Origin of the sequence: Burkholderia sp. IMCC1007 (assembly GCF_027257875.1) — a bacterium.
Classification (GTDB): Bacteria; Pseudomonadota; Gammaproteobacteria; order Burkholderiales; family Burkholderiaceae; genus Burkholderia.
Genome location: NZ_JAPVQY010000055.1, coordinates 1 through 25,689 on the forward strand (window position 1 = coordinate 1; position 25,689 = coordinate 25,689).

Annotated in this window: 18 protein-coding genes; 2 read left to right on the top strand and 16 right to left on the bottom strand. The window is 59.2% G+C overall.

Going from position 1 to position 25,689, the window contains the following annotated elements; all coding sequences use genetic code 11:
- The coding region (locus O1Q03_RS31870) for an IS30 family transposase (protein WP_269506794.1) at window positions 1–540 on the bottom strand (540 nt) is incomplete at its 3' end.
- 28 nt (window positions 541–568) lie between these two features.
- Between O1Q03_RS31870 and O1Q03_RS31875 the strand changes: the two genes are divergently transcribed.
- Window positions 569–1,543, top strand: a complete 975-nt coding sequence (locus O1Q03_RS31875) for a type VI secretion system baseplate subunit TssF (protein ID WP_269508450.1) — start codon at window positions 569–571, stop codon at window positions 1,541–1,543.
- Between the two features lie 2 nt (window positions 1,544–1,545).
- On the opposite strand, the gene O1Q03_RS31880 is transcribed toward O1Q03_RS31875, so the two are convergent.
- From O1Q03_RS31880 to O1Q03_RS31955, 15 genes are all read right to left on the bottom strand, one after another.
- Complete coding sequence (locus O1Q03_RS31880; RefSeq protein ID WP_269508452.1) at window positions 1,546–1,800, bottom strand: PAAR domain-containing protein; 255 nt, start codon at window positions 1,798–1,800, stop codon at window positions 1,546–1,548.
- Window positions 1,790–2,623, bottom strand: a complete 834-nt coding sequence (locus tag O1Q03_RS31885; protein ID WP_269508454.1) for a tetratricopeptide repeat protein — start codon at window positions 2,621–2,623, stop codon at window positions 1,790–1,792. Before O1Q03_RS31885 ends, O1Q03_RS31880 begins: the two co-directional genes overlap by 11 nt.
- 255 nt (window positions 2,624–2,878) lie before the next feature.
- A complete protein-coding gene (locus tag O1Q03_RS31890) occupies window positions 2,879–3,454 on the bottom strand; it encodes a lysozyme inhibitor LprI family protein (protein ID WP_269508456.1) in 576 nt (191 codons plus the stop codon).
- 182 nt (window positions 3,455–3,636) lie between these two features.
- Window positions 3,637–4,506, bottom strand: coding sequence for a hypothetical protein (locus O1Q03_RS31895; RefSeq protein ID WP_269508457.1), 870 nt, complete (start codon window positions 4,504–4,506; stop codon window positions 3,637–3,639).
- Window positions 4,507–4,794: 288 nt separating this feature from the next.
- The gene (locus O1Q03_RS31900; RefSeq protein ID WP_269508531.1) at window positions 4,795–5,016 is read right to left on the bottom strand and encodes a PAAR domain-containing protein; all 222 of its coding nucleotides are present in this window, start codon (window positions 5,014–5,016) and stop codon (window positions 4,795–4,797) included.
- Window positions 5,017–5,120: 104 nt separating this feature from the next.
- Window positions 5,121–5,708, bottom strand: a complete 588-nt coding sequence (locus tag O1Q03_RS31905; protein ID WP_269508459.1) for a hypothetical protein — start codon at window positions 5,706–5,708, stop codon at window positions 5,121–5,123.
- A 280-nt stretch (window positions 5,709–5,988) separates the two neighbouring features.
- Entirely contained in the window at window positions 5,989–6,864 is an 876-nt protein-coding gene (locus O1Q03_RS31910; RefSeq protein ID WP_269508461.1) for a tetratricopeptide repeat protein, read from the bottom strand.
- A 201-nt stretch (window positions 6,865–7,065) separates the two neighbouring features.
- Window positions 7,066–7,845 carry a hypothetical protein gene (locus O1Q03_RS31920; RefSeq protein ID WP_269508463.1) on the bottom strand — a complete coding sequence of 260 codons (780 nt, stop codon included), beginning with the start codon at window positions 7,843–7,845 and terminating at the stop codon, window positions 7,066–7,068.
- Entirely contained in the window at window positions 7,838–10,840 is a 3,003-nt protein-coding gene (locus tag O1Q03_RS31925; protein ID WP_269508465.1) for a glycoside hydrolase family 19 protein, read from the bottom strand. The genes O1Q03_RS31920 and O1Q03_RS31925 overlap by 8 nt, the downstream gene beginning before the upstream one ends.
- 61 nt (window positions 10,841–10,901) lie before the next feature.
- Window positions 10,902–13,406 carry a type VI secretion system Vgr family protein gene (locus tag O1Q03_RS31930; RefSeq protein ID WP_269508467.1) on the bottom strand — a complete coding sequence of 835 codons (2,505 nt, stop codon included), beginning with the start codon at window positions 13,404–13,406 and terminating at the stop codon, window positions 10,902–10,904.
- 763 nt (window positions 13,407–14,169) lie between these two features.
- Entirely contained in the window at window positions 14,170–15,276 is a 1,107-nt protein-coding gene (locus O1Q03_RS31935) for a porin (RefSeq protein WP_269508469.1), read from the bottom strand.
- Window positions 15,277–15,339: 63 nt separating this feature from the next.
- Complete coding sequence (locus O1Q03_RS31940; protein ID WP_269508471.1) at window positions 15,340–15,759, bottom strand: DoxX family protein; 420 nt, start codon at window positions 15,757–15,759, stop codon at window positions 15,340–15,342.
- Window positions 15,760–15,932: 173 nt separating this feature from the next.
- Complete coding sequence (locus O1Q03_RS31945; RefSeq protein WP_269508473.1) at window positions 15,933–17,210, bottom strand: cytochrome c; 1,278 nt, start codon at window positions 17,208–17,210, stop codon at window positions 15,933–15,935.
- A gap of 2 nt (window positions 17,211–17,212) precedes the next feature.
- The gene (locus tag O1Q03_RS31950) at window positions 17,213–18,832 is read right to left on the bottom strand and encodes a GMC family oxidoreductase (protein WP_269508475.1); all 1,620 of its coding nucleotides are present in this window, start codon (window positions 18,830–18,832) and stop codon (window positions 17,213–17,215) included.
- Window positions 18,832–19,338: a sugar dehydrogenase complex small subunit gene (locus O1Q03_RS31955; RefSeq protein WP_269508477.1), complete on the bottom strand. Its 507-nt coding sequence runs from the start codon at window positions 19,336–19,338 to the stop codon at window positions 18,832–18,834. Before O1Q03_RS31955 ends, O1Q03_RS31950 begins: the two co-directional genes overlap by 1 nt.
- Before the next feature lie 303 nt (window positions 19,339–19,641).
- Here O1Q03_RS31955 and O1Q03_RS31960 point away from each other — a divergent pair, with 303 nt between their 5' ends.
- Entirely contained in the window at window positions 19,642–25,683 is a 6,042-nt protein-coding gene (locus tag O1Q03_RS31960; protein ID WP_269508479.1) for an alpha-2-macroglobulin family protein, read from the top strand.
- The last annotated feature ends 6 nt before the right edge of the window (window positions 25,684–25,689 follow it).

The following is a 25,689-nucleotide window of genomic DNA, read 5'->3' on the forward strand; positions in this document are numbered from 1 at the left end:
CATGAGGCGGTCGTTGATCTCGGGCGGTCGCACGTGAATGCTGACCATGTCGGGAATCGCCCCCCGCCGATCGGTGCCGCGCGATCGCGGCAGGCGCTTGTTGCGGTGCTGGCGCAGGCAGGCAATCAGCTCGCGGCGCAGCTCGCCGCGGGGCTGGGCGTAGATGGCGTTGTAAATCGTTTCGTGGGACACGTGCAGGCTCGGATCGTCGGGGAAGGTGCGCTTCAGGGTAGCTGCAATCTCCTGCGGGGACCACTGTCGCTCGCGCAAGCGCTGGCAAACGACACCCCAGAGAATCGAGTCGGGAGCGAGCTTAAGCGCAGGGCGCGCGGCCTGCCGTCGAATGTTGCGGGACGCTTGGGCTACATGTGGGCAGTACAGGCCGTCGGTCTGCGTGTTGCGGGCCAGTTCGCGACTCAACGTCGAGGGTGCGCGATTGAGCTTGCGGGCGATCGCCCGCAAGCTCAATCCCTCATCCCGCCAGAAGTCGAATCTCATACGTTCTTCAGGTTGCAGTTGTTGGTACGTTCTCTTTGCCATTCACGGAATTTACCGGCTGGCGAGAGTGTTGCACTTCAGATTTGAGACCGCCCTGCATTTGGCGATTGACGGCGTGCACGCCGATTCGCGCGTCGCGCAAGCGCTCGCACCGCTCTCGGCGGACAACATCAGATTGTTCTGCACGCCAATCGTCAACCTGTTCAAGCATACGGGCGTCAAGTCGTCACGCGGCGATATCGTCGCGGATTATCCCCTGGTACCGAAGCCGAGCCGACCGAACTTGCGCGGCATCTACGCGATCGATGCGGTTCGCGATCTGTCGGACGGGGCCGTCATTCCGCCGCTGAATGCATGGGGAGCCGGGACCGGCGAACGATTCTGGATCGCACGCCACGATGCCCACGCAGCAATCCATCACCCCGGACGTGAAACGTCGCTCGTGCTGTTGCGCGCGGATGGGACAGCGGCGGCGAAGATGCCGCTGCAATTGAATGTCGATCTTACGTGCACGAATCGCGACTGGCCGTCGCGGATGCGGATCGGTTCGCCCAAGGGCGATTTAAAGAACGAAAACGAACAGATGCCTTGCAGGATTACCCTGTTGAAACAGCCGACACTCACTTATAGCGCGTCCCGCGAGACGGAAGCGCAGTGGCGCGTGATCGCGCTGACGACCGCCAACCTGACGCAGTTGACGCGTGAGGGATGGTCCGACTTCGTGAAGCTCTTGCGCCAGCTTGCGCCGAATGACCGACACACCGAGCACGTTGGAGAAATTTCGTTCGTGAAACGAAACATCGTCGAGCGATTACTGGCGATGAAGCCGCATGGGGCCCTTGTAAGAGGATTCGAAATTGTGATGGCCGCGGACGAAAACGCGTTCACTGAAAAAAGCATGGGCGCGCTGATCCTTCAGCTCGACCTTTACCTGTCGCGCTACGCACCCACCAACAGCTTTACGCAGCTCGTCGTTCTGTCGAAAAACAACGGCTCCGTGATCGTCCGGTGCCCGATGCGACCCGGCCTCGCGCCGCTGTTGTAGCGTTACACGAGGCTCGAAATCAAGTGACAACCGCATGACGCTCGATGGCCGTGTCGCGCAATCGGAATGCCGTTGTCCTTCATCGATTCGTCGCCTTCCTCGATGATGTTCGGTGACACGTCGAGATGCTGCGGACACGATACGCGGTCGCCTTTGCGCGCGACGTAGCGGCCATCGAATTTCATCGATGATGAGCCAGTTTCGACTTTGCCGCCGTGGTCGGTAGCATCTCCAACACGAATGATATTAATTGACATATCTCTCGTTCGCTCTCGACGGAATCTTTGCTGTGTTTCCAGCGCTAGTCATCAGGGCAATATATTTTCTATATGCTGCTCGCCCCTTTTCGAGATCACCTTCGCTCCAATATGAGTCAGCAATATTAAGCCATGCAGCCGCACGATTTGGCGCAGCGGATATGACGGCTCTCAAAATAGCAATCGCCTCTCCGTTTTGATTATTCAATTGAAGGGCATACGCGTAATCGTTCAGAGCCGAAATCACGATATTGCGAGAGCTTCGATCGCGCAGCCAACCCTCCTGATACGACTTGGCATATGGCGCGAGAGTGATGATGGCGCCTCGAGGATTCTTGTCCTTTAAAAAAAGAAGCGCTTCTTGATGCGCCATATTGACATAATAGATATATTTGCTCTTGAACTCATTACCACTCGTTATCGCCCTATAGCGGCCAGTTAAATCAACGTCGTCCGCACAAATCCCTTGCATATTTACCTCCTGTACATCGAGCACGGAATTATCCAGGCTTGCATAAACATAGCGCCCTGCCAAATCGTCTTCAATGAGATTCGCGATTCCATTCTGAATGGGAGCAAGCTCACCATCAAGAACATCTTTTTTTAGCGCTAGACCCTTAGACTTTACATAACAATCTGCGGAAGTCGATGCTCCAGCAGGCTGAGCACCGCCCGATAGCCTCAACGTGTACGTATCATCAACCTTTTCCAGAGCCGCATCCGCCCCCTGTGTTTCATAAAATTTTACTGTTGCCTCAGCATGTGCGAACATACACGCAAATAGGAATAATCCGCTACTCGATAAATTAATAGTCCATTTCATTGGAAAATCCTTGTTGGGGCGACGGTCCGAAGCCACAATTTCCCTCTGCTCACGCAGACATATTGGCAAGTTACTCAAAATCCGGACGGGCGCCACGTGGCCAATCGCACATCACGTTGTCACTATTTTCACAACTCTCGACGACATAAATAACATCATTGCAATATGGATACTTTAATTTGAAAGCCTTTTATCATCGCCAACGCGCGTCAAATTTGATCATCTGCGCGTGTCCAAGGGAAGTGAAGGACCAAATCACCAGTTTTTAAAGAAATTTAGTCTGGCCGTACAAGCGTTGCCCTCTTCCTGTAACCTTTCTGCGGTCATCTTGCAATTCAGATGCACATATTTAACCCAATCTGGATTGCTTCTGTCGGGTGTACTTTTTATCAACTTTGATATTACCTTAGCGGTGTCTCCGTTTTCGTAAAGATTCGCCATGACGGATAGCGAGCGTCTAAAATCATCCATACCGATAGACGATTCCAAGTAGCGAATTTCATTTGTTCGCACCTCTGTCAGCGACGTCAAACAAGCCCATTTATCGATAGATGCTTCCGCCCCCGGCGCGGTAGCATCAAAAGCAGCATCACAATACCTCTCTTTATATTCAATCCATGCCCTTTGAGCTTCGATGAGATTTTTCTTCTCCGGAGGATTGGATTTTCTTATAAATTCATTGTAGCTATTGTTTAATATTCTGTCTGCGGCTTCGTAATTTTCCTCTGCACAATCAGCTAATTCTGCGTTTACCTGTCCATTGCAGATCACCTTTGAAAAAACGGTGCTCGAAATAAGAATCAGCATAAAAAATGCAATATTTTTCGTCACAACCTATCTCCAACAGTCACACATCATACCTTTCTCGAAAAGAACTGCCTCCTTCTCCCGCCGTTTGAGTAGGCCGTCGTTCCCGGCTCCTTCCCACAGTACTTTCATGGCACCTAACCGTGCCGAACCACCATCAATGCGAGCAAATTCACCATAACTTAATTCAAAAAATAAGATAAAGCTCAATAAGCTTGATGACAATAATTTACATCCTCGCACTTTAGCCATTTTTCGAGCACCATACCTCTCTTCGCTACGTATCGAAATTTAACGAATCCATTTTCGGCGGGCTCCAGCATCTTCACCCTATCGCCATCAATCAAGTAAGCCTTTCCCGTCGCTTCGGGTGATGGCTGGTCATACAGATACGCACGCTTGACAGTAACTACAAGATCTTCTTCGCCCACTTTATCTATACTTCCCGTCCAAGACGGAGATATCGTTTTTGTGAGCGATCGTAGATCACTTCCTTCAGAATCACTAACCACTCGAAAATAATCACGACCATCTTTCTTGAGAAGAATATTGTTCTCTATAAAGTTAATACCCCCACCACCATCGATGACATAAATGACATCATAACAATATGGATCTTTTTCGTATGAAGGTTTTTTGTCCAACAACATGAATTTACTGCGCCGAATCATTTTTCGATCCGCCGGTTTGCACATCGAATGAGATGCCACAATATCGGGCACGGCCGGACTCAGTGTTTGTGAAAAAAATGAGCCTTGGAAATAGCGCCCAACAGCCAAACCGATTACTGCACCGGAGCGACTAACGAACCAGTTTAAATTATTTTGCTCGGAGCAATCGCATGAACACGACACCAATGTCCAGTCACTTCTCCTACTCCATGACATCTGCACTCGTGAGTTTGGGCATAGCCTTTTTGCCTCCAAAGCGTCATTTGGAACAAGTGTTGTGCATTCATCTCCCGGGCCGCATTTGACCCCACGTCCTTTCTCGTCGGCCATTGAATTTGTGACGCCTACAGCGATGGTGATGAGAAGCAATAATTTCGATATAAAAATCTTATAGCGCGCAAACACTTTGTTCCGCCTTCCCGCGAAGTAGTTTGAAATTAATACTATCCCTTGGCGACGGCTTTTCGCCCTTCACCGGTGGACGCGGATATGCCTTCTGTTGGATAATCTCCACTCGCCGACTAGTACAATCAAATATCCAACTAGGGTTAGCTAATTTCGCCGTTTCTCGGACTGTTGGCACGTGCTGCACGCAAGTTGACCAAATCAGACTATTCGTGCCGTCAAGAACGTCAGCTCCGTGAGGTCCGCTGCCCGATGCGACTGAGCCTCGCGCCACCGTTGTAGTGTTCGTTACATAAGGCTAGAAATCAGATGACAGCCGCATGTCGCCCGATGGCCGTGTCGTGCAATCGGAATGCCGTTGTCCTTCGTCGATTCGTCGCCTTCCTCGATGATGTTCGGTGACACGTCGGGATGCTCCAGACACGATACGCAGTCGCCTTTGCGCGCGACGTAGCGGCCATCGAATTTCATCGAGGACGAGCCAGTTTCGACTTTACCGCCGCGGCCCATAGAATCGCCAATTCGAACGAAATTAACGGACACATCTTCACCTCATCTCGGATATTCGAACTTGCAATAAACGGATTTCATTCAATGCACATCATTTCACGCCCCTATCTAACTCCATTCGATCTCAATACCCTCCTAATTGACGCAGCATCTTTGAACGGGTATTTAACGTTTGACCCATCTCTAGCGTAGCCATCCCACCCCGACGAAAAGAGCCTCTCTATCGTACTGTCCCTGACGATGCCCATTCGTTCGCCCAGTTGCTGGCGCCTGTAAGAATAAATCTCATAGAAATCACCAACATAATCAGACGCAGCCGAATTTATCACCCATTTCACAAGAACAATAATATACCGCCCACGCCAAAATAATACCGTTACTACGCTCGGACTACTTCCATTGATCCCATACCTATCAAAGTCACCACCCTCGCCATCTCGGCAAGTCCATTTCGCTGATATATCAAACGGCGGCGTACTTAGCGGATCATTTGACAAAACTCGAAACTCTTTATGAAAAACCACATTACATCCGTTTTTAATCGAGCTGGCAGAAATATTGTCGAGCGAGCTGTCCGCCTCCGCTGCATGAGCCGGCAAGAAAATAACGGCAATTACAATTGCGGCCATGCCAAGTATTTTTCTGACCACCCACTCCCGCCTGTTAGCGCAGAATGCCATTCCTGCTTGCATAGTTGGCTTCCTCCATTAATTTACTCAAGCGCTCGCTGGGCAATCGCCCTTCTCTGATCAAAAGCCAAAAAATCAATATTAATGCGTGATGCAATTACCCTCATATTGCCGCATCCGACGATGCATTTATATGCCAAGAACACCAAAACCATGTAGATGAATCGGTAGCTACGGCCTAATCGCTTTATATCATATCTGGATCAGCAGCAACGTCAACTCGATTGACCCGCTTATATTGCATATATCTCATGCGGATTCCATTCATCAAACCATTAAAAACTTATCTTACCCTATCTAAAACCCTAGGCGGAATAATTGCAGACAGCCCCTTTTTATTCATTTGTCGCTTGTACTCTCGATACTCAGGAGCCGCCAACTCTTTGGCGCCAATATCCCAATACGCATCAGCCAAATTCAATCTAGCCACCGTCCGATTCGGAAATATCTTGACCACAGATTGCAGCACTTCCGCGGCATCACAGCTTCTTTTGTATTTGCTGAGATAAAACGCGAAATTATTAACGTCCTCGACATTATCAGCATCTATATAAGCCGCGAGCTCAGCCACTCTAAAATGGGGAATTTCATCAATATACCTCGCAAGCAATGATTGATTACGAGCAGTCTTTCTGAAATCACCCAATTCATCATGAATTTCCTTACGCACCTGATCCTTTGATTCGTACGTTACCGAGTCATTTTTCCCTATAGTGGCACAACCACTTACTCGCGACACATCCTCAGTAGGAACCACCGCCCCGGATCTGACGTCAGTTTTTTCTCCACTAATTTCACGAATTAGACACCAATCCTTGTTACCGGCACTCCATTTGTAAATGTAGCGATATATCTGCCCGCCTTGACTGGCACAACTCCCATCAATGGTCAGAAAATTCGTGTGTGGAATTATGTACATACCCATCATGCTACATTCGTCAAATTTCTCGACCCTGTACGAAAGGGTCTTCCGTAACGAAGGGGAGTAATACTGAATGCTTAGACCATCGCGCGTGATTGCAGACGCAAAGACCCCGGGCTTTCCAATACCTTCAAAGTCACCGGTTATTTGGTTTTTATCTGCTAGCGCCCAAACATCAGAGCCCTCTAAGAAAAAGAAGTAAAAAAATATAATGCTCAATACAATTTTTCGATTCATAATCTAGCCGTCGTTTAAGATACTGTCAGCGCCGTCAGTCTCGCCTTTGCGCGCGACGTACGGACCATCGAATTTCATGGTTAACGAATGGGTTTGGACTTTGCCGCCGCGGCAGACATCATCGCCGACGCGAATAAAGTCGTTTGACATATCTCGCACTCGATTTGGATGATGTAAACAATAATCCTCGAATCCCCTTCTTTATTGAGCCGCGGCATCAAGGGTGCCACACATTAACCACATGTGCAGCGGCGTGTTCCCAGATGAGTAATTGACCCGGCACCACCCGGCAGAAACATCTTCAACGACGGCCCGATCCCCTTTTATTAGATATTTACGAGTCTTACTTTTGATGCTCGAATCTTCAAATAGATAACTTTTCCTGTTGACGACTACCGGAATTTTATTTCCATCACCAATCAACGAAGAAAATTCTGAATTAATTCCACGCAAAACATCTGATTTTGATTGATATGGAAATTTGTAAAATATATTTCGCCCGTTCGACAACCAACTATAATCCGCCCCAAACCACCCGGATGCTCTCTCGTCACGGCGAAGTTTATTGTCGATCAAGTCAAAAACAGCAACAGAATAAAATTCCCCGGACGAATTCGGTTCCACAAGAGAACTTCGAATATTTATTGAGTGAATTACAAATATACTCTCATTGCGACCATGACCAATGCTCGATGCAAACGCATCTATGATTTTTCCGGGCGTGTCATCATACAGAAGCCCTCGCCCGTCTGCCTTGACGGGAATACCCCCGTTGGCAATATAGTACAAAGAAATGGCATCCGCACCAATTGACTCTCTAGTCCTTTGGTCGAGAACGGGCTCTCGAACAAAGCAAATAGTACCGGTCGTTATATTCAACGGTGGATAATTTTGCCGACCTCGAATATCGCCACATGTACTTCCGGCATATACCAACCCATAAACAAGAATAGCCACCAGTCCAAAAAAGATTTTAGTCATCCGTGCACCCGGAAGAAAAATACTTATTAAATACGAGGGAGATTTCGCGATGAAAATGCTGCCGCTCGTCAAGCGCCTTACAGGCCGTATTAATTGGTTTGGTTACCTTCCTGACCCCTTCTTCACCTCTAGTAGCTGGGTCGTCCGCAATCGCGCCAATCCCTCTACTATGCCAATACCATAAACCACTTTCTATAATGACACGATTATCTGATTCAACAAGTTCAGGCTGACTATCGATGGGATAACCAATTGCCCTCGCACACTTCTGGTATGCACCATAAAAAGTCAACTGCAGAAGTCCTCGGCCACGAAAATCCTTCCCCGGTTGCTCATTCGTCCCAAAGCAATGCTCCGCATAGGCCGCATCATTTGCAACTAAATTATCGTGAATCCACTTTATTTTTTCGTCCGAGGACGAGAACTTCATATTTTTTCTCGAAAATCCTTCATCAATAGCTGTCGGAGCCATTCTATATAAGCTCTTCCCGGTGTAGCTCTGATAATTGAGGGACTCACGAAATGAGGTGAAGCGAGTTGTCTCCACCTTGGCTTGAGCCAATAGGTGCTTTATCTGCCTACAACTATCGAGCCCATAGTTCTTAAACAAATCAGTTGACGCAACAATCAATTCGTCAACAAAAGCACTATTAGCTGTCGGTGCGACTTTCCTTAAAAACTCCTTGGTTAAAGTGACAACTGCGCCGCACTTCTTGCATACGAGATTTTTTGCTGCAAAATTCCCGATCAACCCAATCGGATGAAAGTGCCAAGGCGAGAGGTCAGTCGGGAAGCCGTCGACACCCTTGATTTGCTCCCACCATTGAAGCTTCGCCAGTCGATCAAGTTCTGTCTTCCACATCGCGGTCTGCTTCTGCATAAGTGGGCTGAGTTCTTCCCACTTACCGAGACCACCGCCCCATTCAGTTTCACTCCGCACCACGAGATGCGAAACCGCTTCCGCCATCCACCGCGTTTCCAGCGCGTGCTTCAGTTCCTGCGCCGTCACCTTACCGTCGTCGTTCGTATCGATCGCCTTTTCAAGTTTCGTGATGAGTTCACCGGCGTTTACCTTCGCCGCTGCCTCCATAAACTCGGTCCCTTCCTCGTGCGCCAGATATTGCCCGGTCGTATGTATATGGCGCTTGAACATATCGGCAGGGCTGACGCTGCCGTTGTCGACCAATTCGAAGCCCGGCCATTCCCAAGGGCTACGAAGCTGTACGTGCGGGTGGTCGGTTTCACACACCCAACCTTGCCGTTCGGACCCATCCTTCGAACCAATCGTGATATTCCACCAACGATGCCCTTTGTCGTCGATGGCGATGTTTTCCGCGCCAAGCTTGTCGAGTTCGGCACGACGAAGCACGTCCCGGAAGTCCGCGCCCGGCCCTGTGGCTTTGGAAACTTCCAGCGGAAAGTTCTGCCAGCCCGGAACATTTGCCGTGCTGATCGTGTTCGCGAGACTGCTTTCAACCCACATCGGTTTCCCAACGTCCGCGAAGGTTTGCTTGGCCTTCTGCGTGCCTTTCGCGGGCACATTTGTCACGCTCTTCGGTTGCACCTTGATCCAACGCGAACCTTTTGCATCGCCCACCGGCACAAGCTTCAATCCGGCTTGGGTCAGCTTCTGATCGGGCGCGGGGACGTCGCCGACCAACTTGGCGCCCGGCTCGATTTCCAGCAGCGGTTTGTTTTTGTCGTTCAGCTCTTTCGCACGATTGCGGCTTTGATCGATGAAGTCCTTCAGGTCCGGGCCTGCGAACACCTCGAGATGCAGCATCGGGTAACTCGGCTTGGGCGGTATCGGGCTGGCGTTCCTGGGCCATTGATACTGGCCGACGTGGGCGACGACTTCGCCTGCCTTGACACGCTGCGGCTCCTTCAGGATGACGACCGTATCAAAAGGCTTCGGATCGACAACCGCATCGAGTTCGTCTTTGAATACGTAGCCCCAAGGCGCTTGCGGCGATACCGGCCGACCGACGACAGCCGGCAAGACGGTGCCCGATTTAATGGTCTTGATCTTGATCCAATCCGGGTGTGCAGGATCACCTTCGCCTGCAACTACTTCGGCGCCTTTCGGCAGCAGACCGATCACTTTGCCGTTTGGCAGGTCGCGAATTTTCAATCCCGTCTCGGGAGCCGGTAGGTCGACTTCTTGATTGCTATCAGCAGGCGGCGGTCCGTTCCGATTAGTGTTGTTAATCGGCAGATCGTCGGCCCCATCGTTCCGCTTCGTGGACGGTTGAGGCGCCTTCGGCTTCGGAATGGCTTGCTTGTCCTTGGCCTTGTCGCCGACCCGATAGTAACGCTCGCCCTCCCAATACGACATCGGCTTGGGAAGCGTCGGGTCAGGCTTCGGGTTCGCTTTCGCTTGTCCAATGGCCTTCTGATAGCTGGCCCAATCCATCGTGTGCATGTACAGGCTGAAGAACACGAGGGATTTGTCGTTCGCCGGTTTGCTGTTGGACGGCGCGTGATCGGCCGGAGCAGACGCGGGTGTGGGCGGTGCGGCGTGAGTCGATGCAGGCGCGGGAGATGCAGGCGCCGAAGCCGGCTTCGCCGGTTCTTTCGAAGCCGGCTTCGGCGGCAGTTTCAGTTCATGCCGGACCAGTACGAAGCCGGTCGAGTAGTGCGCCAGACCAAGGTTGTTCGGGTACGTCGTTTCTTCGTATTGCGCGTTCAACCTGTACGCAACAATCTGGCCATCCGCAATCGCGCGCACGCCGCTGTCCTGCTTCAACATTTCGGCACTGCCTTCAGCGAAATGCACGCCCCCATGCCACATTCCGCTGACACCCATCGGATAAAAGCCGCTGTCACACTTCGCCAGCGCCCTGAAATAAGTCATCGGGACGGCCGCGTCGCTCTTTCCCACGGGCGTGAAGGGATAAGCCCAGCTCAGTGACGTATCGGCCGGTCCGACGGGCTTCGGTGTCGATTGCGGAGCGGCGGCTGAGTGTTGTTTCTTTTTAGGCGTTGTCTTGCTCATGGTTCCCGACTCGGATTCGGTTTCAGGATTGTCTATGTTGATACGATGCCGGCCGTGCGATTCAACCGGAGAACACAGCGCAACGGCCGCCCTCTACCGACACCTGCGACGATTGAAGCTGGTTTTGCAAGGTGCCGCTTGCCGCCCCTGCTTTCTCCCAATCCGCACACCTCTCGACAATCTGGCCCGACGTTGCGTTTTCGATCATGTTCGCCGTAAGTTTGATGTACGAACCATTCGCGCCAATCCAGATTTCGTCGGCCGAAAGGTACATCTTCTTGCCCGCCGTAATTTTCACGTCTTGCGACGCAGCCAAGCTCATCGAATCACTCTGCGCCTGCAGGTCTATCGGGCCGCTCGCCGCGTAGATTTTCACCCCGAGTTTTTCTGCAAACAGGCTGATCTGTTCCAGCACACTGGCGAGCAACGCGCGTCCGGCCGCGAGGTTGATGTCCTCTCCGGCGACTACGTTGGTTTGCTTGTTTGCCGTGATATGTGCCGATCCTTGGGTTGATGCGGCGATGCCTTCCGGACTGGACAGCAGCATGATCGGCTTCGCGAAGCCGTTCGCATTGCCTGTGCCGCCGCCCGCCGTGCGACCGCCGTTGCTCCTGCCCGCGACCGCATGCCGCGTCGCGTCCGTGAAGGATTTCAGCGCGTCGTGGCCGTGTTGCTGGCTTTGGGCCCGATTCTTCTGGCTCGCCTTCGATGTCGTTTCCAGCATCGCTTCGGCGCCGGCAAGCTGTTCCGATGCCGCCGTCGCATTCAACGGTTGCGTGGCTACCGGTTGTGTCGATACGTAAAGCCCTTGTTCGGCCCGCACCGCACCGTAACCCAATGACTTGAGGTCGAAGCCGTGGCCGATGAACGCACCGCGCGTGTTGCCCGAGTGCTGGATCAAGTAGCCCAGGTGAAGGTGAGAGCTATAACTCGTCGAGTACAAATGCACGCGGTTCTGCCCGCTCGCATCGTCCATCATCAGCTGGTTGTAACCTTCGCCGCCGTATTCGCGCGAAAGCAAGCCCGAGGTCAGTCCGTGCGTGTGCCATTCAGGCATGCTTTCGCCGCCGTGCATTCTGGACAGGATCACGGGACGATCACAATCACCGTTAATGAAGCCGATCAAAACTTCGTCGTTCTTGCGCAGTGGAAACATGCCACCGCGCTTGTGGCCCGCATCGGGCATCGCCGCCCGTATCCACGCCGACACGTTCTGGTCGCCGTCATTGAGTCGGTCGGATGTCAGCCGGACCTTCGCTCGCAGCATCGCATCTGTATAAATTTCTTCGTTGTCCGGGCCGCCGACGATGCCGGTCTGAAGCTGCATGACGGGCTTCTTGTGTTCGAACGGACTCCGAAATGCGACGCGACGCCGTTGCGCTTCGATTTCGACGTGGAAGAATCCCACGCCGCCGTCGTCATGCCGCACGGGCGAACCCGCACCGCTTGCGCGCGCCTGCTCGACTTCAGCGCGCAGGCTCTTGCGAAAACGCATCAGGTTCTCGAGACCCGGCACGTTGTTCTGGATCAGCCAGCTCACCGAAAGAATCGCCATTTCACGATCCTGCTCCGGTTGCGCATCGTGCACTGGATGCCCTGTCAGCACGCCATAGCGGCCGGGCCATGCGCAACGCAATGCACCCACGCCGTGGAAGCGCTGCGCGCGCGAGCGCCATTCCTCAGCGATAAGGTTCGCCTGAGTCTCGCCCATCTCGCGATCCGACCACGTATGTGACCCGGTGTATTCGTACTGCTCGCCCACGCCCGGAACATCGTCAAGATCGAACGCACGCATCGTGACGTGTTTGGGAAGATCGGGACGCTTGTAGTCGAACGTGCCCGTGTCGAGTTCGGCCGACTGGATTTCTTGCGAATCGATCCACTCACTCAGACCATCGAATTCTTCATCCTGTACCGAGCGGCTGAACGAAATGGTCTTGTGCTTCAATTCCGGAACTGAAAACAGATCGTCCATGATGACGACCTTGTGAGACTTGCCGTCCCGCGCGATGTCGAAACGCGGAAAGAGACCGAGTTCCTCGAATGTGCGGTGTACGTAATTCCAGTCGGACTCCCATTGCATCCGCTGAGAATACGAGCGCAGCGCTTGGCGCAATTGCCAAGCAACGTTACCGGATGCTTGCGGATACTTTGCGAGTACGTCGGATACGGTTTGCTGCGCAGGCGTCTCGATCCAGTCGCGCCGATCACTACCGAGCCGAAGGAGCGCGAGCAACGAGTTGAATCGAAGCTGGTAATAGGTGTTCGCGCCGTCGGCGCCCAAGCGACTGAACGCAGTCACGTAGCCGTGAATCGGCATTTCACTGCCGTTCGTTTGCCGAATCCACAGCGTCACGGATTCTCGGATCAACGCCTTTGCCTGAATCGTTTCGAGCCGCGTCGATGTTGCGTCGATCGTGAATTCGAAGTCTCGCCCGAGGCATGCGCGCCCCCGGACATAGAGCGGGACCAGCCAGTCTTCGCCAAGCGGCGTATCAAGGCGGACAATTCGTCCGTATTGCACGTATTGCGCGCGCAGTGCCTTGTTCAATAGATCGGAAACCATCAGGCTACCCCGTACCGTGTAGTAACAAAAACGGCCGTCGCGCAACGCCGGGCGGCTGATCGGTATCTCATCAGATGGGAAAAGCCCGGAATTCCGACTGTTGCTGCGAGCCTTTGGGCACTGGCGCGATTCAAACCGGTGAATCGCGCCGAGCCGGAATTCGTCATGTTAAATCGCGATCCATCCCTTCGTCCGCCGATGGTGGGTGTCTCACATTGAATATCGCGGCGCACCGGACGTCATGCTTTTGAGCACGACGATGTCGCAGGGAAGCATTGGCTCCCGGCTCGTCGCGTGGCTGCATTCGGCAGCGTCGACAAAATTGAGATTACGAGGATGAAGACGCAGCACCAGCGCCGGCCTCGGTTTTCGGGCGGTACTGGCCGCCGATGCGCATATCTGCATGCACATGCCCGTGCTGTCGGCCGAGCGGATCGAATGGCTCACATCAGTCGGATAGCGACAGATCGCGTAACCGCCATTCGCGTTGGAATTTCCAATCGATAAAATGTCAGAGAATGTGAACCCAGCACGCGCACGCTATCGGCAACGCAATGCTCGCCGCCAGCCATGAGCTGGTGACGAGACGACGACGAACGAGCGACGCGCAGCGCGCCACATAACGGCCGCCATCGCTGGCACGCCCCATGCGCCCGCCCCCACGCCGACACCGATGTGCGCCCGCGATGTTCGTCGCAAGCCCCGTAAACGCAACAAGGCACGGGACCACCCTCACCCGTGCCTTACCCGCACTACACCACGCTCAGAACGTATGCATCATCCCCACATACGCGCCCGTCTGCGACTCGCCCGTCATCGGGCTCGTCCCCGACGTCGCGTCGCGCGGCGACGCCAGCAGCGAGAAGTTCGAATTCCCGCCATTACGCACGTACGCAACCGTCCCATAGAGGAACGTGCGTTTCGACAGGTTGTACGTCGTGCCGAGCACATACATGATCGCGTGGCCTGACGGATCGTGCGACGCATCTCCACCGCCATCACCCACCTTCACGTAGTACCCGCCGCCCGTCACGGCCCACTGCGGCGTCGCCGTGTAAGTCGCGCCGAGCCAGTAGTGATCCGCACGATCGGCAACACCGGCCGGGCTGTCCGGCGCCTGGTAGTGCGTATACGCGCCCTGGATCTTGAACTTCGCCACCTTCACGTTGGCGCCGACGAAATACTCGCGCGATGCGGTGAAGATGTTGCTGAACTTGCCGTTGTTGTCGCGCAGCTCGTCGTAGATCCCGCGCACGTCGAGCACCGGCGAGTGATACGAGATCATGATCCCGTCCGAGCGGCCGAAGTCGTCGGCCGCGCCGTAGTTGAAACCGCGCGACTGGTTGCCGAACGCGTATTGCGCCTGCACGTCGAAGCCGCCGATCACCGGGCTGTGATATTCGATGTTGTTGCTGCTCTGCTGCCAGTTGCGGCCGCGCACGAGCGACGCGGACGAAAACGCCTGCTGGACGAACGGATCGAATTCCCACACGCCGTCGCTGTCGATGAACAGGTTGCGGCCGGCCTGCAATTGGCCCCACGTATCGCTCTTCAGCCCGACATACGCGCGGCGCGACCACATGCGCCCGCCGCCCGTCTGCCCGTTCATCACCTGGAATGCGGTTTCGAGGTCGAAGACGGTAGACATGCCGCCGCCGAGATCCTCGACACCCTTCAGGCCGAACATGCTGGTGCCCCAGTCGCCGCTTTCCGCGCTCCAGCGCGTCCCGCTGCCACCGTTCGGCGTCGCGATGTGGTTCAGGTATTCGACGCCGCCGTCGATCCGGCCGTACAGCGTCACGCTCGTCTGTGCGAATGCGGCTGCGGGCGTGGCAGCCGCAATCAGCCATGCGAAAAGTTTGAGTCGCAAAATGATGCCCCCTCGGAGTCTCGACCGTCCGGCGCGCACCCCATGCGCGCGCCGGCGGCCCGTTCACCCGCGATCGACGGAAAAACGTCCGGGGCCGGCCGCGCAGAGCGCGAGCAAGCCGCCCGAGATCGCGATGTTCTTGTAGAAATGAATCATGTTGTTGATCTGCTCGCCGCCCGTCATCGTCCAGTAATGATGGCCGATGATGCCGGTGCCGATCGTATACAGCGCAAGCAGAAGGGCAAGCGGCCGCGTCTGGAAGCCGACGAGGATCGCGATGCCGGCAAACAACTCCATCACGACGGAGATCGCCGCCGAAATGATCGGCGCGGGCGCGCCCTCGCTTCCCATGAACGCGATCGTACCGGAGAAGTCGATGATCTTCTTCCAGCCGAACATCACGAACAGGATCACGAGCAGGATTCGGGACAGCAGCAGCAGCACATCGCGCTGGGACGCGAGAAACGGTTGATTCGGTGTCATGGTGTGATCAACGAAAACGATGCGCAACGCGCGCGCATCGGATTGCCAACGAACCAGGACGGGCGGCCGCCTGTGCCGCTCGCCCTCTCCTCTGCAACAACCGGCATCGGGGCCCGCCCGATGTGCTGTGCGCCTCCTGTTGTCAGTGTTACCGTGCTCGCACGCGCCCGGCGTCAACGCGCCTTCGCGACGTCTTGTTCGCTCACCTTCGCAGCCGGATTGCCGAACTGCTCGGTGAGGTAGTTCGTCAGCGCGGCGATCTGCGCATCCGACAGCTCGTTGCGGAACGCAGGCATCGCGACATCCTCGCTGCCTGCCTTGCGCTGCACGCCGTTCAGGATCACCTGGACCAGGTTCGCCGGGTTCGACGCACCGACCGTCGAGTTGTGGAACAGCGACGGGTAGTAACCGTCCGGCGTGCCCTTGCCCTGCATCTGGTGACAGGTCGCGCAGTTGCCGAGATACAGCCGCGCCGGATCGATGCCCGACGACGCGAGCGCCACGCCGCGCAGCTTCAGCCCGTCCTCGGCCGGCTTGCCCCACGACGAACGCGACTGCTTCGCGCTGCTGTCGGCCACGGCCGGCACGGTGCGGATATACGTCGCGATCGCGCCGATGTCGGCGTCGGTCATCTTCGAGAAGCTGTGCTCGACGGCCTCGGCCATCGGGCCGGCCGCCTGCGCGACACCGGGCACGCTGCCGGTGCGCAGGTACTGGACGAGCTGCTGCTGCGTCCAGCCGCCGATCCCCGCGTTCGGGTCGGACGTGATGTTGTAGCCGTCCCAGCCCGCGAGCACCGAACCGGACAGGAAGCTGCCGCCCGTCTCGTCGAGCGACTTCTCCTGCATCGCGATGCCGCGCGGCGTGTGGCACGTGCTGCAGTGCGCGAGGCCCTGCACCAGGTACGCACCGCGATTCCACTCGGCGCTCTGCGCGGATTTCGGCTGGTATGCGCCGTCCTTCAGGAACAGCCAGTTCCAGATCTTCAGCGGCCAGCGCATGCTCAGCAGCGCGGGGATCTCGTTCTTCGGCGGCGCCTGCTTCACCGGCTCGACGCCATGCATGAAGTACGCGTACAACGCCTGTACGTCGTCGTCGCTGAGCTTCGCGTACGACACGTACGGCATCGCCGGATACAGGTTGTCGCCGTTCTTCGACACGCCGTGACGCACGGCGCGCTCGAAGTCGTCGAACGTCCACTTGCCGATGCCGGTGTCCGGGTCCGGCGTGATGTTGCTCGTATAGATCTTGCCGAGTTTCGGCACCGGCATCGCGAGGCCGCCCGCGAACGGCTTGCCGCCCTTCACGGTGTGACACGCCATGCAGTCGCCCGCGATCGCCAGATATTCGCCGCGCTTGATCTGTGCGGGATCGGCCGAATCGGCCGCGCGCACGAGGCAGGGCAGCGCGAGGCACCCGGCGACGAGGAAGGTGAGAGTAGATTTCCGCACGGTCAGACTTCCTTCTTCAGCGTGTCCGACATCCGCAGCGCAAGCGCCGCGATCGTCAGCGTCACGTTCACCGTACCGACGGTCGGCATCGTCGAGCTGCTCGAGATGAACAGGTTCGGATGGTCGAACGTGCGGCAGTCCTTGTCGACGACCGAGTCGCGTGCATCCGCGCCCATGATCGTCGCGCCCGTGATGTGATTGTTCGGCGCGAACTCGTCGTTGAACACGACGTCCGTGCCGCCCAGCACCTTCGCGGCCGTCGCGTAGACCTCGCGCGTATGCGCAGCGCCGCGCTTCACGTAGTCGTCGATCGCGTAGGTGATCTCCGGGCGCGGAATGCCGATCGCGTCGGTGGCCGTCTTGCTCGGCACGATGCGGTTCTCGGGCTGCGGCAGGATTTCGTGGAAGCAGTCGAACTGCACGTAGCGCGCGGAACGGTCGCGGATCTGTGCGTCGAGCTCGTCGGGCTTCATCAGCTTGCCGGCCTTGAAGATCTTCTGCGTCTCCTGGTTGATGCGCGACATGTTCGACAGGTGAATCTTCTTCGCGGCTTCCGTCGCGCGGAACGGGCCGTCGCGGAAACCGATCAGCGACGTCATCTCCTGCGGGCCGCGGCCCGGCCACAGCTTGTCGCTCGCGTAGAACGACACGCCGGTGCCCGGGTGGTCCATCAGGTTGCGCCCGACCATGTCGGAGCTGTTCGCGACGCCTTTCGGGAAATCGCGGTTCGCCGACATCAGCAGGATCTTCGGCGTCTCGATGCCGTTCGCGGCCACCACGAAGTACTTGCCTTCGACGCGATGGTCGACGCCCGTCTTGTCCTTGTAGACCGCGGCGACGATGCGCTTGTCGGGGCCCGTCTCGAGCTTGTAGACGACCGCGCTGTCGATCAGCTTCGCGCCGGCCTGCTCGGCCTTCTCGACGTGCACGATGCCGTTGTACATCGCGCCGATCGGGCAGATCGGCATGCAATTGTTGTTCCCGCAACAAGTCGGCCGGCCGTCGTACGGGCGGCTGTTGCGCGCGACCGGCTCGGTCACCACGTGGAACTTCGGGTCATAGCCGTTGAGCGCGCTCTTGATCGTCTGCTCGTTGAACGACAACGGCAGCGGCGGCATCGGGTACGGCTGCTTGCGCGGCGAATACAGATCTTCCTCGGGGCCCGGGCCCCACACGCCGAGCTCTTCCTCGGCGCGCTGATAGTAGGACTCGAGATCGTCGTACTGGATCGGCCAGTCGCGGGCGACGCCGTACACCGTCTTCATCTTGAAGTCGTTCGGGATGAAGCGCCACGCCGACGCGGCCCAGTGCCACGTCGTGCCGCCCACCGCGCGGATGTACTGCGAGTTGAACTTGTGCTCGCCCTTCAGGATCAGGTAATCGTTCGGCGGGCCGTATTCCGGATGCGGCGCCCACCGGCTCGACGGGTACGGCGCCATGAAGTCGGTCTTGTCGGGCTGGTTCCGAAAGCGCTCGACGATATCGCCGCGCGGCATGCGCGGGCCGGCTTCGAGCAGGATCACCGACTTGCCCGCCATCGCGAGCTGGTGCGCGACGATCGCGCCTGCGACACCGGACCCGACGACGACGACGTCGGCCTTTTGCGTATCGGTATCGGCCATCAGGCTTGCCTCTCGATCGGTTTTTCGGCCCAGAAGCCGGGTTTGTTGGGGCAATACGAAGGGATCACGAGCGTATCGGACACGACGCTGAACATTAATGCTTCCTCGTACGTAATCACGACGTTGTCGATGATGCCGAGATACCACGCTTCGAGGATCGTCAGCGCGGCGGCTTCCTGATCGGGGCTCAGCGAACCGGACGCGAGTGCGCCGGCGAGTTGGGACAGCGCGTCGGTCGTCTTGAACGGGCCCTTCTGCAACGGCTGCAGGAAGCGCTGGCCGAGCACGCGGCTCAGCCCTTTCTTGCCTGTCAGCGCTTCGGAGAGCGTCATGAACGTATCGAGCGGCGCAGTGCCGGGATTGTCGGCCAGGGCCCGCAACGCCAGCGAGCCCGTGAGGCCCGCCGCCGCCAGCGCCAGTGCGCCCTGCAACCATTGACGCCGCGTGATGCCGCCGGCGGCTGCGTCGTCATCGCGACGCGAGTGGGGGGTGTTGTCGTTATGCATGTTTCCTTCTCTCGAACACCGGATTCGGGAAAACCACGCTTGATAATTCTCAAACATCGGCGCGGCCCTGAAATGTACGCGCACAAAACGGAACGGACAATGGCTTTATAGTCCATTAAATGTTCCGCATTCCGAGACAATCGACATTTCGCGGCATCTTTGTGTCGTCGACGCGACAATTCTGCATCTGGATGCGCTGTGTCGCAAGGCAACGACACATGGCATCCCGTCATCCGCCCACATGCCCGTCGGTTAGAATCGCCTGCAATCAAACAGAAAGCTTCCCTCCGAGGGCATCGAGCGATGAAGCAGCGCGACAAACACAACAAAGCGAATCACACCCATCACACTACCCAGCTGCTCCTGCGCATCGGCGCCGTGGCGGCGCTCGGCGCCGCGGCCGCACTGTCGCTGCATGCGGGCGCCGCACGCACCCTGAGCGTATCGCCGCAAGGCACCGTCACCGAGGTCCGGCAAAGCGTCGTCAAGTTCGACGAAGCGATGGTCGCGTTCGGCTCGGCGTCCGCGCCGAGTCCCGCGCGCATGACCTGCAACGATACCGCCGCCGCACGCGGCCAGGGGCACTGGCTCGACGACAAGACGTGGGTCTACGACTTCGAGAACGACCTGCCGCCGGGCGTACGCTGCTCGGTCGCGCTCAACGACACGCTGCGCTCGGTCGCCGGCAATGCAGTGAGCGGCCCGCGCCGCTTCACGTTTCAGACGGGTGGCCCGTTCCCGGTGACGGTACGCCCCGGCTCGCGCGAGATCGAGGAACGCCAGGTCTTCGTGCTGAAACTGAACGGCCCGGCCGAGCCGCGCTCCGCGCTCGCGAACATCTGGTGCGAAGCAGCCGGCATCGGCAACCGCATCCCCGTCACGGCCGCCGACGACGCCACCCGTACCGCACTGCTCGACCACTTCGGGCTGAAGAAGGACGCCGCGCGCGTGCTCACGCTGTCGTGCGCGCAGGCGTTGCCGGCCAGCGCGAAGATGCAGCTCGTCTACGGCAAGGGCGTCGCAAGCCCGAGCGGCATCGCGAACGACACCGAGCGGCGTTTCGACTTCACCGTGCGCGCGCCGTTCGCCGCGAGCTTCTCGTGCGAGCGCGAGAACGCGAAAGCGCCGTGCACGCCGCTGCGTCCGCTGACGCTGTCGTTCAATGCGCCGATCTCGCGCAAGAACGCCGACGCGATCAAGCTGCGCGGTCCCGACGGTTCGCTTTCGCCGACCTTCGCGGCGGACGACCACAGCGACGAAGTGACGACCGTCACGTTCAACCCGCCGCTGCCCGCGCAGGCCAGCCTGACGATCGAGCTGCCGTCCGGGCTGCGCGACGTGACCGACCGACCACTCGCGAACGCCGACCTGTTCCCGCTCGCGACGCGCACCGCGCCGATGCCGCCGCTCGCGAAATTCTCGTCGGGCACCTTCGGGATCGTCGAGCGCTTCGCCGAACCCGATACGCCTGCGCTCGTGCCGGTCACGCTGCGCAACGTCGAAGCCGATCTCCATATCGCGGGCCTCAACGCGGGGGGCGCGCAGTTCGCGAACCTGAAGGTCGAGAACGACACCGCGATCCGCGAATGGATGCGTACCGTCGATCGCTTCGACAACTGGTCGATGACGGCCGGCACGATCGACGAGCGAATCCCGGGCCTGCTGCGGCGCAAGGGCCAGCATCCCGTCTACGTGCCGCTCCAGGCCGGCGAAAAGATGCCCGCGCCGCAGGACCGGCGCATCGACGTGCGCTCGCTGTCGCTGCTCAACGGCGAGCCGGGCGCGCAAACGCTGACGCTGCCGAAGGCCGACCCGAAAACGCTGCGCCCGTTCGAGGTCGTCGGCGTGCCGATCGACAAACCCGGCTTCTACGTGCTCGAACTCGCGTCGCCCGCGCTCGGTCGCTCGTTGCTCGCGCAACCATCGAGCATGTACGTGCGCACCACGGTGCTCGTCACGAACCTCGGCGTGCATCTGAAACAGGGCCGCGAGAACAATCTCGTGTGGGTCACGACGCTCGACCAGGGCAAGCCCGTGCCGAACGCACAGATCCGCGTATCGGATTGCAACGGCGATGAAATCGCGGCCGGCAAGACCGATGCGCAGGGCCTGCTGCAGATCGACGGCCCGTTCGAGCCGAAGCATGAATGCAACGAGTCGGAACGCTTCTACGACTACTTCGTGTCCGCACGCGTCGACGATCCGAAGACCGGCCCCGACATGGCGTTCGTCAGCTCGAACTGGAACCGCGGGATCGAAGCGTGGCGCTTCAACGTGCCGACCGACACCGACCGCGCGCCGACGGTGCGCGCGCATACCGTGTTCGACCGCACGCTGTTGCGCGCCGGCGAAACCGTGTCGATGAAGCATTTCCTGCGCACCGAGACGCTGCAAAGCCTCGCGTTCCCGTCGCAATACCCGACGCGCGTGACGATCCGTCATCTCGGCTCGGACCAGACGTACAAGCTGCCGCTCACGTGGACGGCCGACCATAGCGCCGACACGCAGTTCGCGCTGCCGCCGGCGGCGAAGCTCGGCGAATACAGCGTGTCGCTCGAAGGCGGCCCGGACGATGCGCCGACCACCAGCTACTACGGCGGCAGTTTCCGCGTGGAGGCGTTCCGCCTGCCGGTGCTGAAAGGGTCGATCAGCGCGCGCGACGCGCAGAAGAGCCCGCTCGTCGCGGTGAAGGAAGCACCGCTCGCCGTGCAGATCGACTACGTGTCGGGCGGCGGCGCATCGAACCTGCCGGTGCAGGTGTCGGCGCTGATGAAGTGGGCGTCGCCGCCGTTCGCGGATCGCTTCGAGGATTTCAGCTTCACGCCTTATCGTCCCGAGCGGAGCGACGGCAACGCCGACGACGATGCGCAGGACGGCGACAACGCGTCGGCGTCGAACAACGATCCCGATGCGACCAAGCTGATCGCGGACAAGCTGCCGCTGACGCTCGACCGCAACGGCGCGGGCGCCGTCACGCTCAAGGGGCTGCCCGACGTCGACGCGCCGAAGCGCATCGCGCTCGAAGCGACATTCGCAGACCCGAACGGCGAAGTGCAGACGATCCGCGGCGACACGATCCTGTGGCCGGCCGCGGTGGCGGTCGGCATCAAGGCCGGCCATTGGGTGTCGGTCGGCCAGCGCGTGCCCGTGCAGGCGCTCGCGGTCGACTTGCAGGGCAAGCCGCGCGCATCGGTGTCGGTCGAGATCAAGGGCGTCGCGCACGTCACGACGTCGTCGCGCAAGCGGATGGTCGGCGGCTTCTACGCGTACGACAACAAGAGCGACACGCTCGATCTCGGCGTGCTGTGCTCGGGCAAGACCGACGACAAGGGCCGCATGGCCTGCGACGCGACGCTCGAGCAGGCCGGCAACGTGCAGCTGATCGCGGTCGCGAAGGACGGCGACGGCCGCGCGTCGAACGCGTCGACGTCGGTGTGGGTCACGCGCGAGGACGAACTCTGGTTCGGCGGCGACAACACCGACCGGATCGACGTGATTCCGGAGAAGACCTCGTACGAACCGGGCGAAACCGCGCGCTTCCAGGTGCGCATGCCGTTCCGCTACGCGACCGCCCTCGTCGCGGTCGAGCGCGGCGGCGTGATGGAAACGCACATCGTGCAGCTGAACGGCAAGAACCCGACCGTCGACCTGAAGGTCGGCGAATCGTGGGGGCCGAACGTGTACGTGTCGGTGCTTGCGCTGCGCGGCCGGATTCGCGAAGTGCCGTGGTACTCGTTCTTCACGTGGGGCTGGAAGGCGCCCGTCGAATGGGCGCGCGCATTCTGGCGCGAAGGCCGCCACTACGAAGCGCCGACCGCGTTCGTCGACCTGTCGAAGCCGGCGTTCCGCTATGGCCTCGGCGAGATCAAGGTCGGCACGGGCGTGCATCGCCTCGGCGTGACCGTGACGACCGACGCGACGCGCTACACCGTGCGCAGCAAGGCAAAGGCGCACGTGAAGGTCACGCTGCCGAACGGCCAGCCGGCACCGGCCGGCACGCAGATCGCCATCGCGGCCGTCGACGAGGCGCTGCTCGAACTGATGCCGAACAACAGCTGGGACCTGCTCGACGCGATGCTGCAGCGCCGCGCATACGGCGTCGAGACGGCCACCGCGCAGATGGAAATCGTCGGGCGCCGCCACTTCGGCCGCAAGGCCGTGCCGGCCGGCGGCGGAGGCGGCAGCGCGCCGACGCGCGAACTGTTCGACACGCTGCTGCTGTGGAACCCGCGCGTGACGCTCGACGCGAACGGCAGCGCGACCGTCGACGTACCGCTGAACGATGCGCTCACGCGCTTCCGGATCGTCGCGATCGCGGCAGTGGGCGCCGATCGCTTCGGCACCGGCAGCACGTCGATCCGGAGCACGCAGGATCTGCAACTGATCTCCGGGCTGCCGCCGCTCGTGCGCGAAGGCGATGCGTTCCGCGCGCAGGTCACGCTGCGCAACACGACCGACCGCGCGATGCAGGTCGTCGTGACGCCGCGCGTGACGGGTCTCGACGTCGCGCGGCAAACCGTGTCGCTCGCGGCCAATGCGGCGACCGAGGTCGCGTGGACGATCACCGTGCCCGAGCAGGCGCTCGACGCGGCCGCCGCGCTCAACTGGCGCATCGAAGCGGCCGAGCAAGGCGGCAAGCGCGCGTCCGATGCGCTGGTCGTTGTGCAGAAGGTCGTGCCCGCGCTGCCGGTAACCGTGCAGCAAGCGACACTCGCGCAGGTCGACGGCACGTTGACGGTGCCCATCGCGGCACCGGCCGGCGCCGCCAACAACGCGCAGGGCACGCCGCGCGGCGGCATCGCCGTGTCGCTGCAATCGAAGCTCGCGGATGGCCTCCCCGGCGTACATCGCTGGTTCGAACGCTATCCGTACCGCTGCCTCGAGCAGCAGACGTCGCGCGCGATCGGCCTGCATGATGCCGCGCAATGGCAGGCGCTGGTGTCGCGCATGCCCGTCTATCTCGACAGCGACGGGCTCGCGAGCTACTTCCCGCCGTTGTCCGACGACGCGCACGCCGGCAGCCCGACGCTGTCGTCGTACCTGCTCGTGGTGTCCGACGAAGCGAGCCGTCTCGACCCGCGCTTCGCGCTGCCGGAAGACCTGCGCACGCAGCTGGAAACCGGGCTCGCGCGCTTCGTCGACGGCCGCATCGAGCGCAACACCTGGGCGCCGCGCCAGGACCGCGACCTGCGCAAGCTCGCCGCGATCGAGGCGCTGTCGCGTTATGGCGCAGCGCAAGGACGCATGCTCGGCTCGATCGAGATCGCGCCGAACCAGTGGCCGACGTCGGCGGTGATCGACTATCACGCGATCCTCGCGCGCGTGAAGGACATCCCGCAACGCGACGAGAAGCGCGCGCAGGTCGAGCAGATCCTGCGGGCGCGCCTCACGTACCAGGGCACGCAGCTCGTGTTCTCGACCGCGCGCGACGACGACCTGTGGTGGCTGATGACGAGCAACGAGACCAACGCCGCACGTCTCGCGCTCGAATTCGCGGGCGACCCGGCGTGGAAGGACGAGATGCCGCGCGTGACGGCCGGCCTGCTCGCGCTGCAACGTCAGGGCGCGTGGCAGACGACGACGTCGAACGCGCTCGGCCTGCTCGCGGTCGAGCGCTTCTCGCGCACTTACGAGAGCACGCCCGTCACCGGCTCGACGAAGATCGCGCTCGGCGGCAACGAGCGCGCGGTCTCGTGGTCGCAGGCAGCATCGGCCGCGCCGGCCGATACGCCCGCGTCGGCCACGCCCGCGACCCGCGCCGCCGCCGCGCGCAGCGTGCTGCTGCCGTGGCCGCGGGCGTCGCAGGGGCCGGCCACGCTGTCCGTCATGCAGGACGGCACGGGCCGCCCGTGGGCGACCGTCGAAAGCCTCGCGGCCGTGCCGCTGCGCGCGCCGTTCGCGGCCGGCTACCGGATCACGAAGACGATCACGCCCGTGTCGCCCGCCGTCAAAGGCGTGCTCACGCGCGGCGACGTCGTGCGCGTGCATCTCGACATCGATGCGCAGAGCGACATGACGTGGGTCGTCGTCAACGATCCGATTCCGTCCGGCGCGACGATTCTCGGCTCGGGCCTCGGCCGCGATTCGGAAGCCGCGACCCAGGGCGAGAAAACGCCGGACGGCGCGTGGCCGTCGTTCATCGAACGCGACTTCGACGGCTACCGCGCGTATTACGACTATTTGCCGAAGGGCACATTCTCGGTCGAATATACGGTGCGGCTGAACAACGTCGGCACGTTCGGGTTGCCGCCGACGCGTGTCGAGGCGCTGTACGCGCCGTCCGTGTACGGTCTGTGGCCGAACTCGCCGATGACGGTGAAGCCGGCCGACGCGAACAAGTCGTGAGCACAC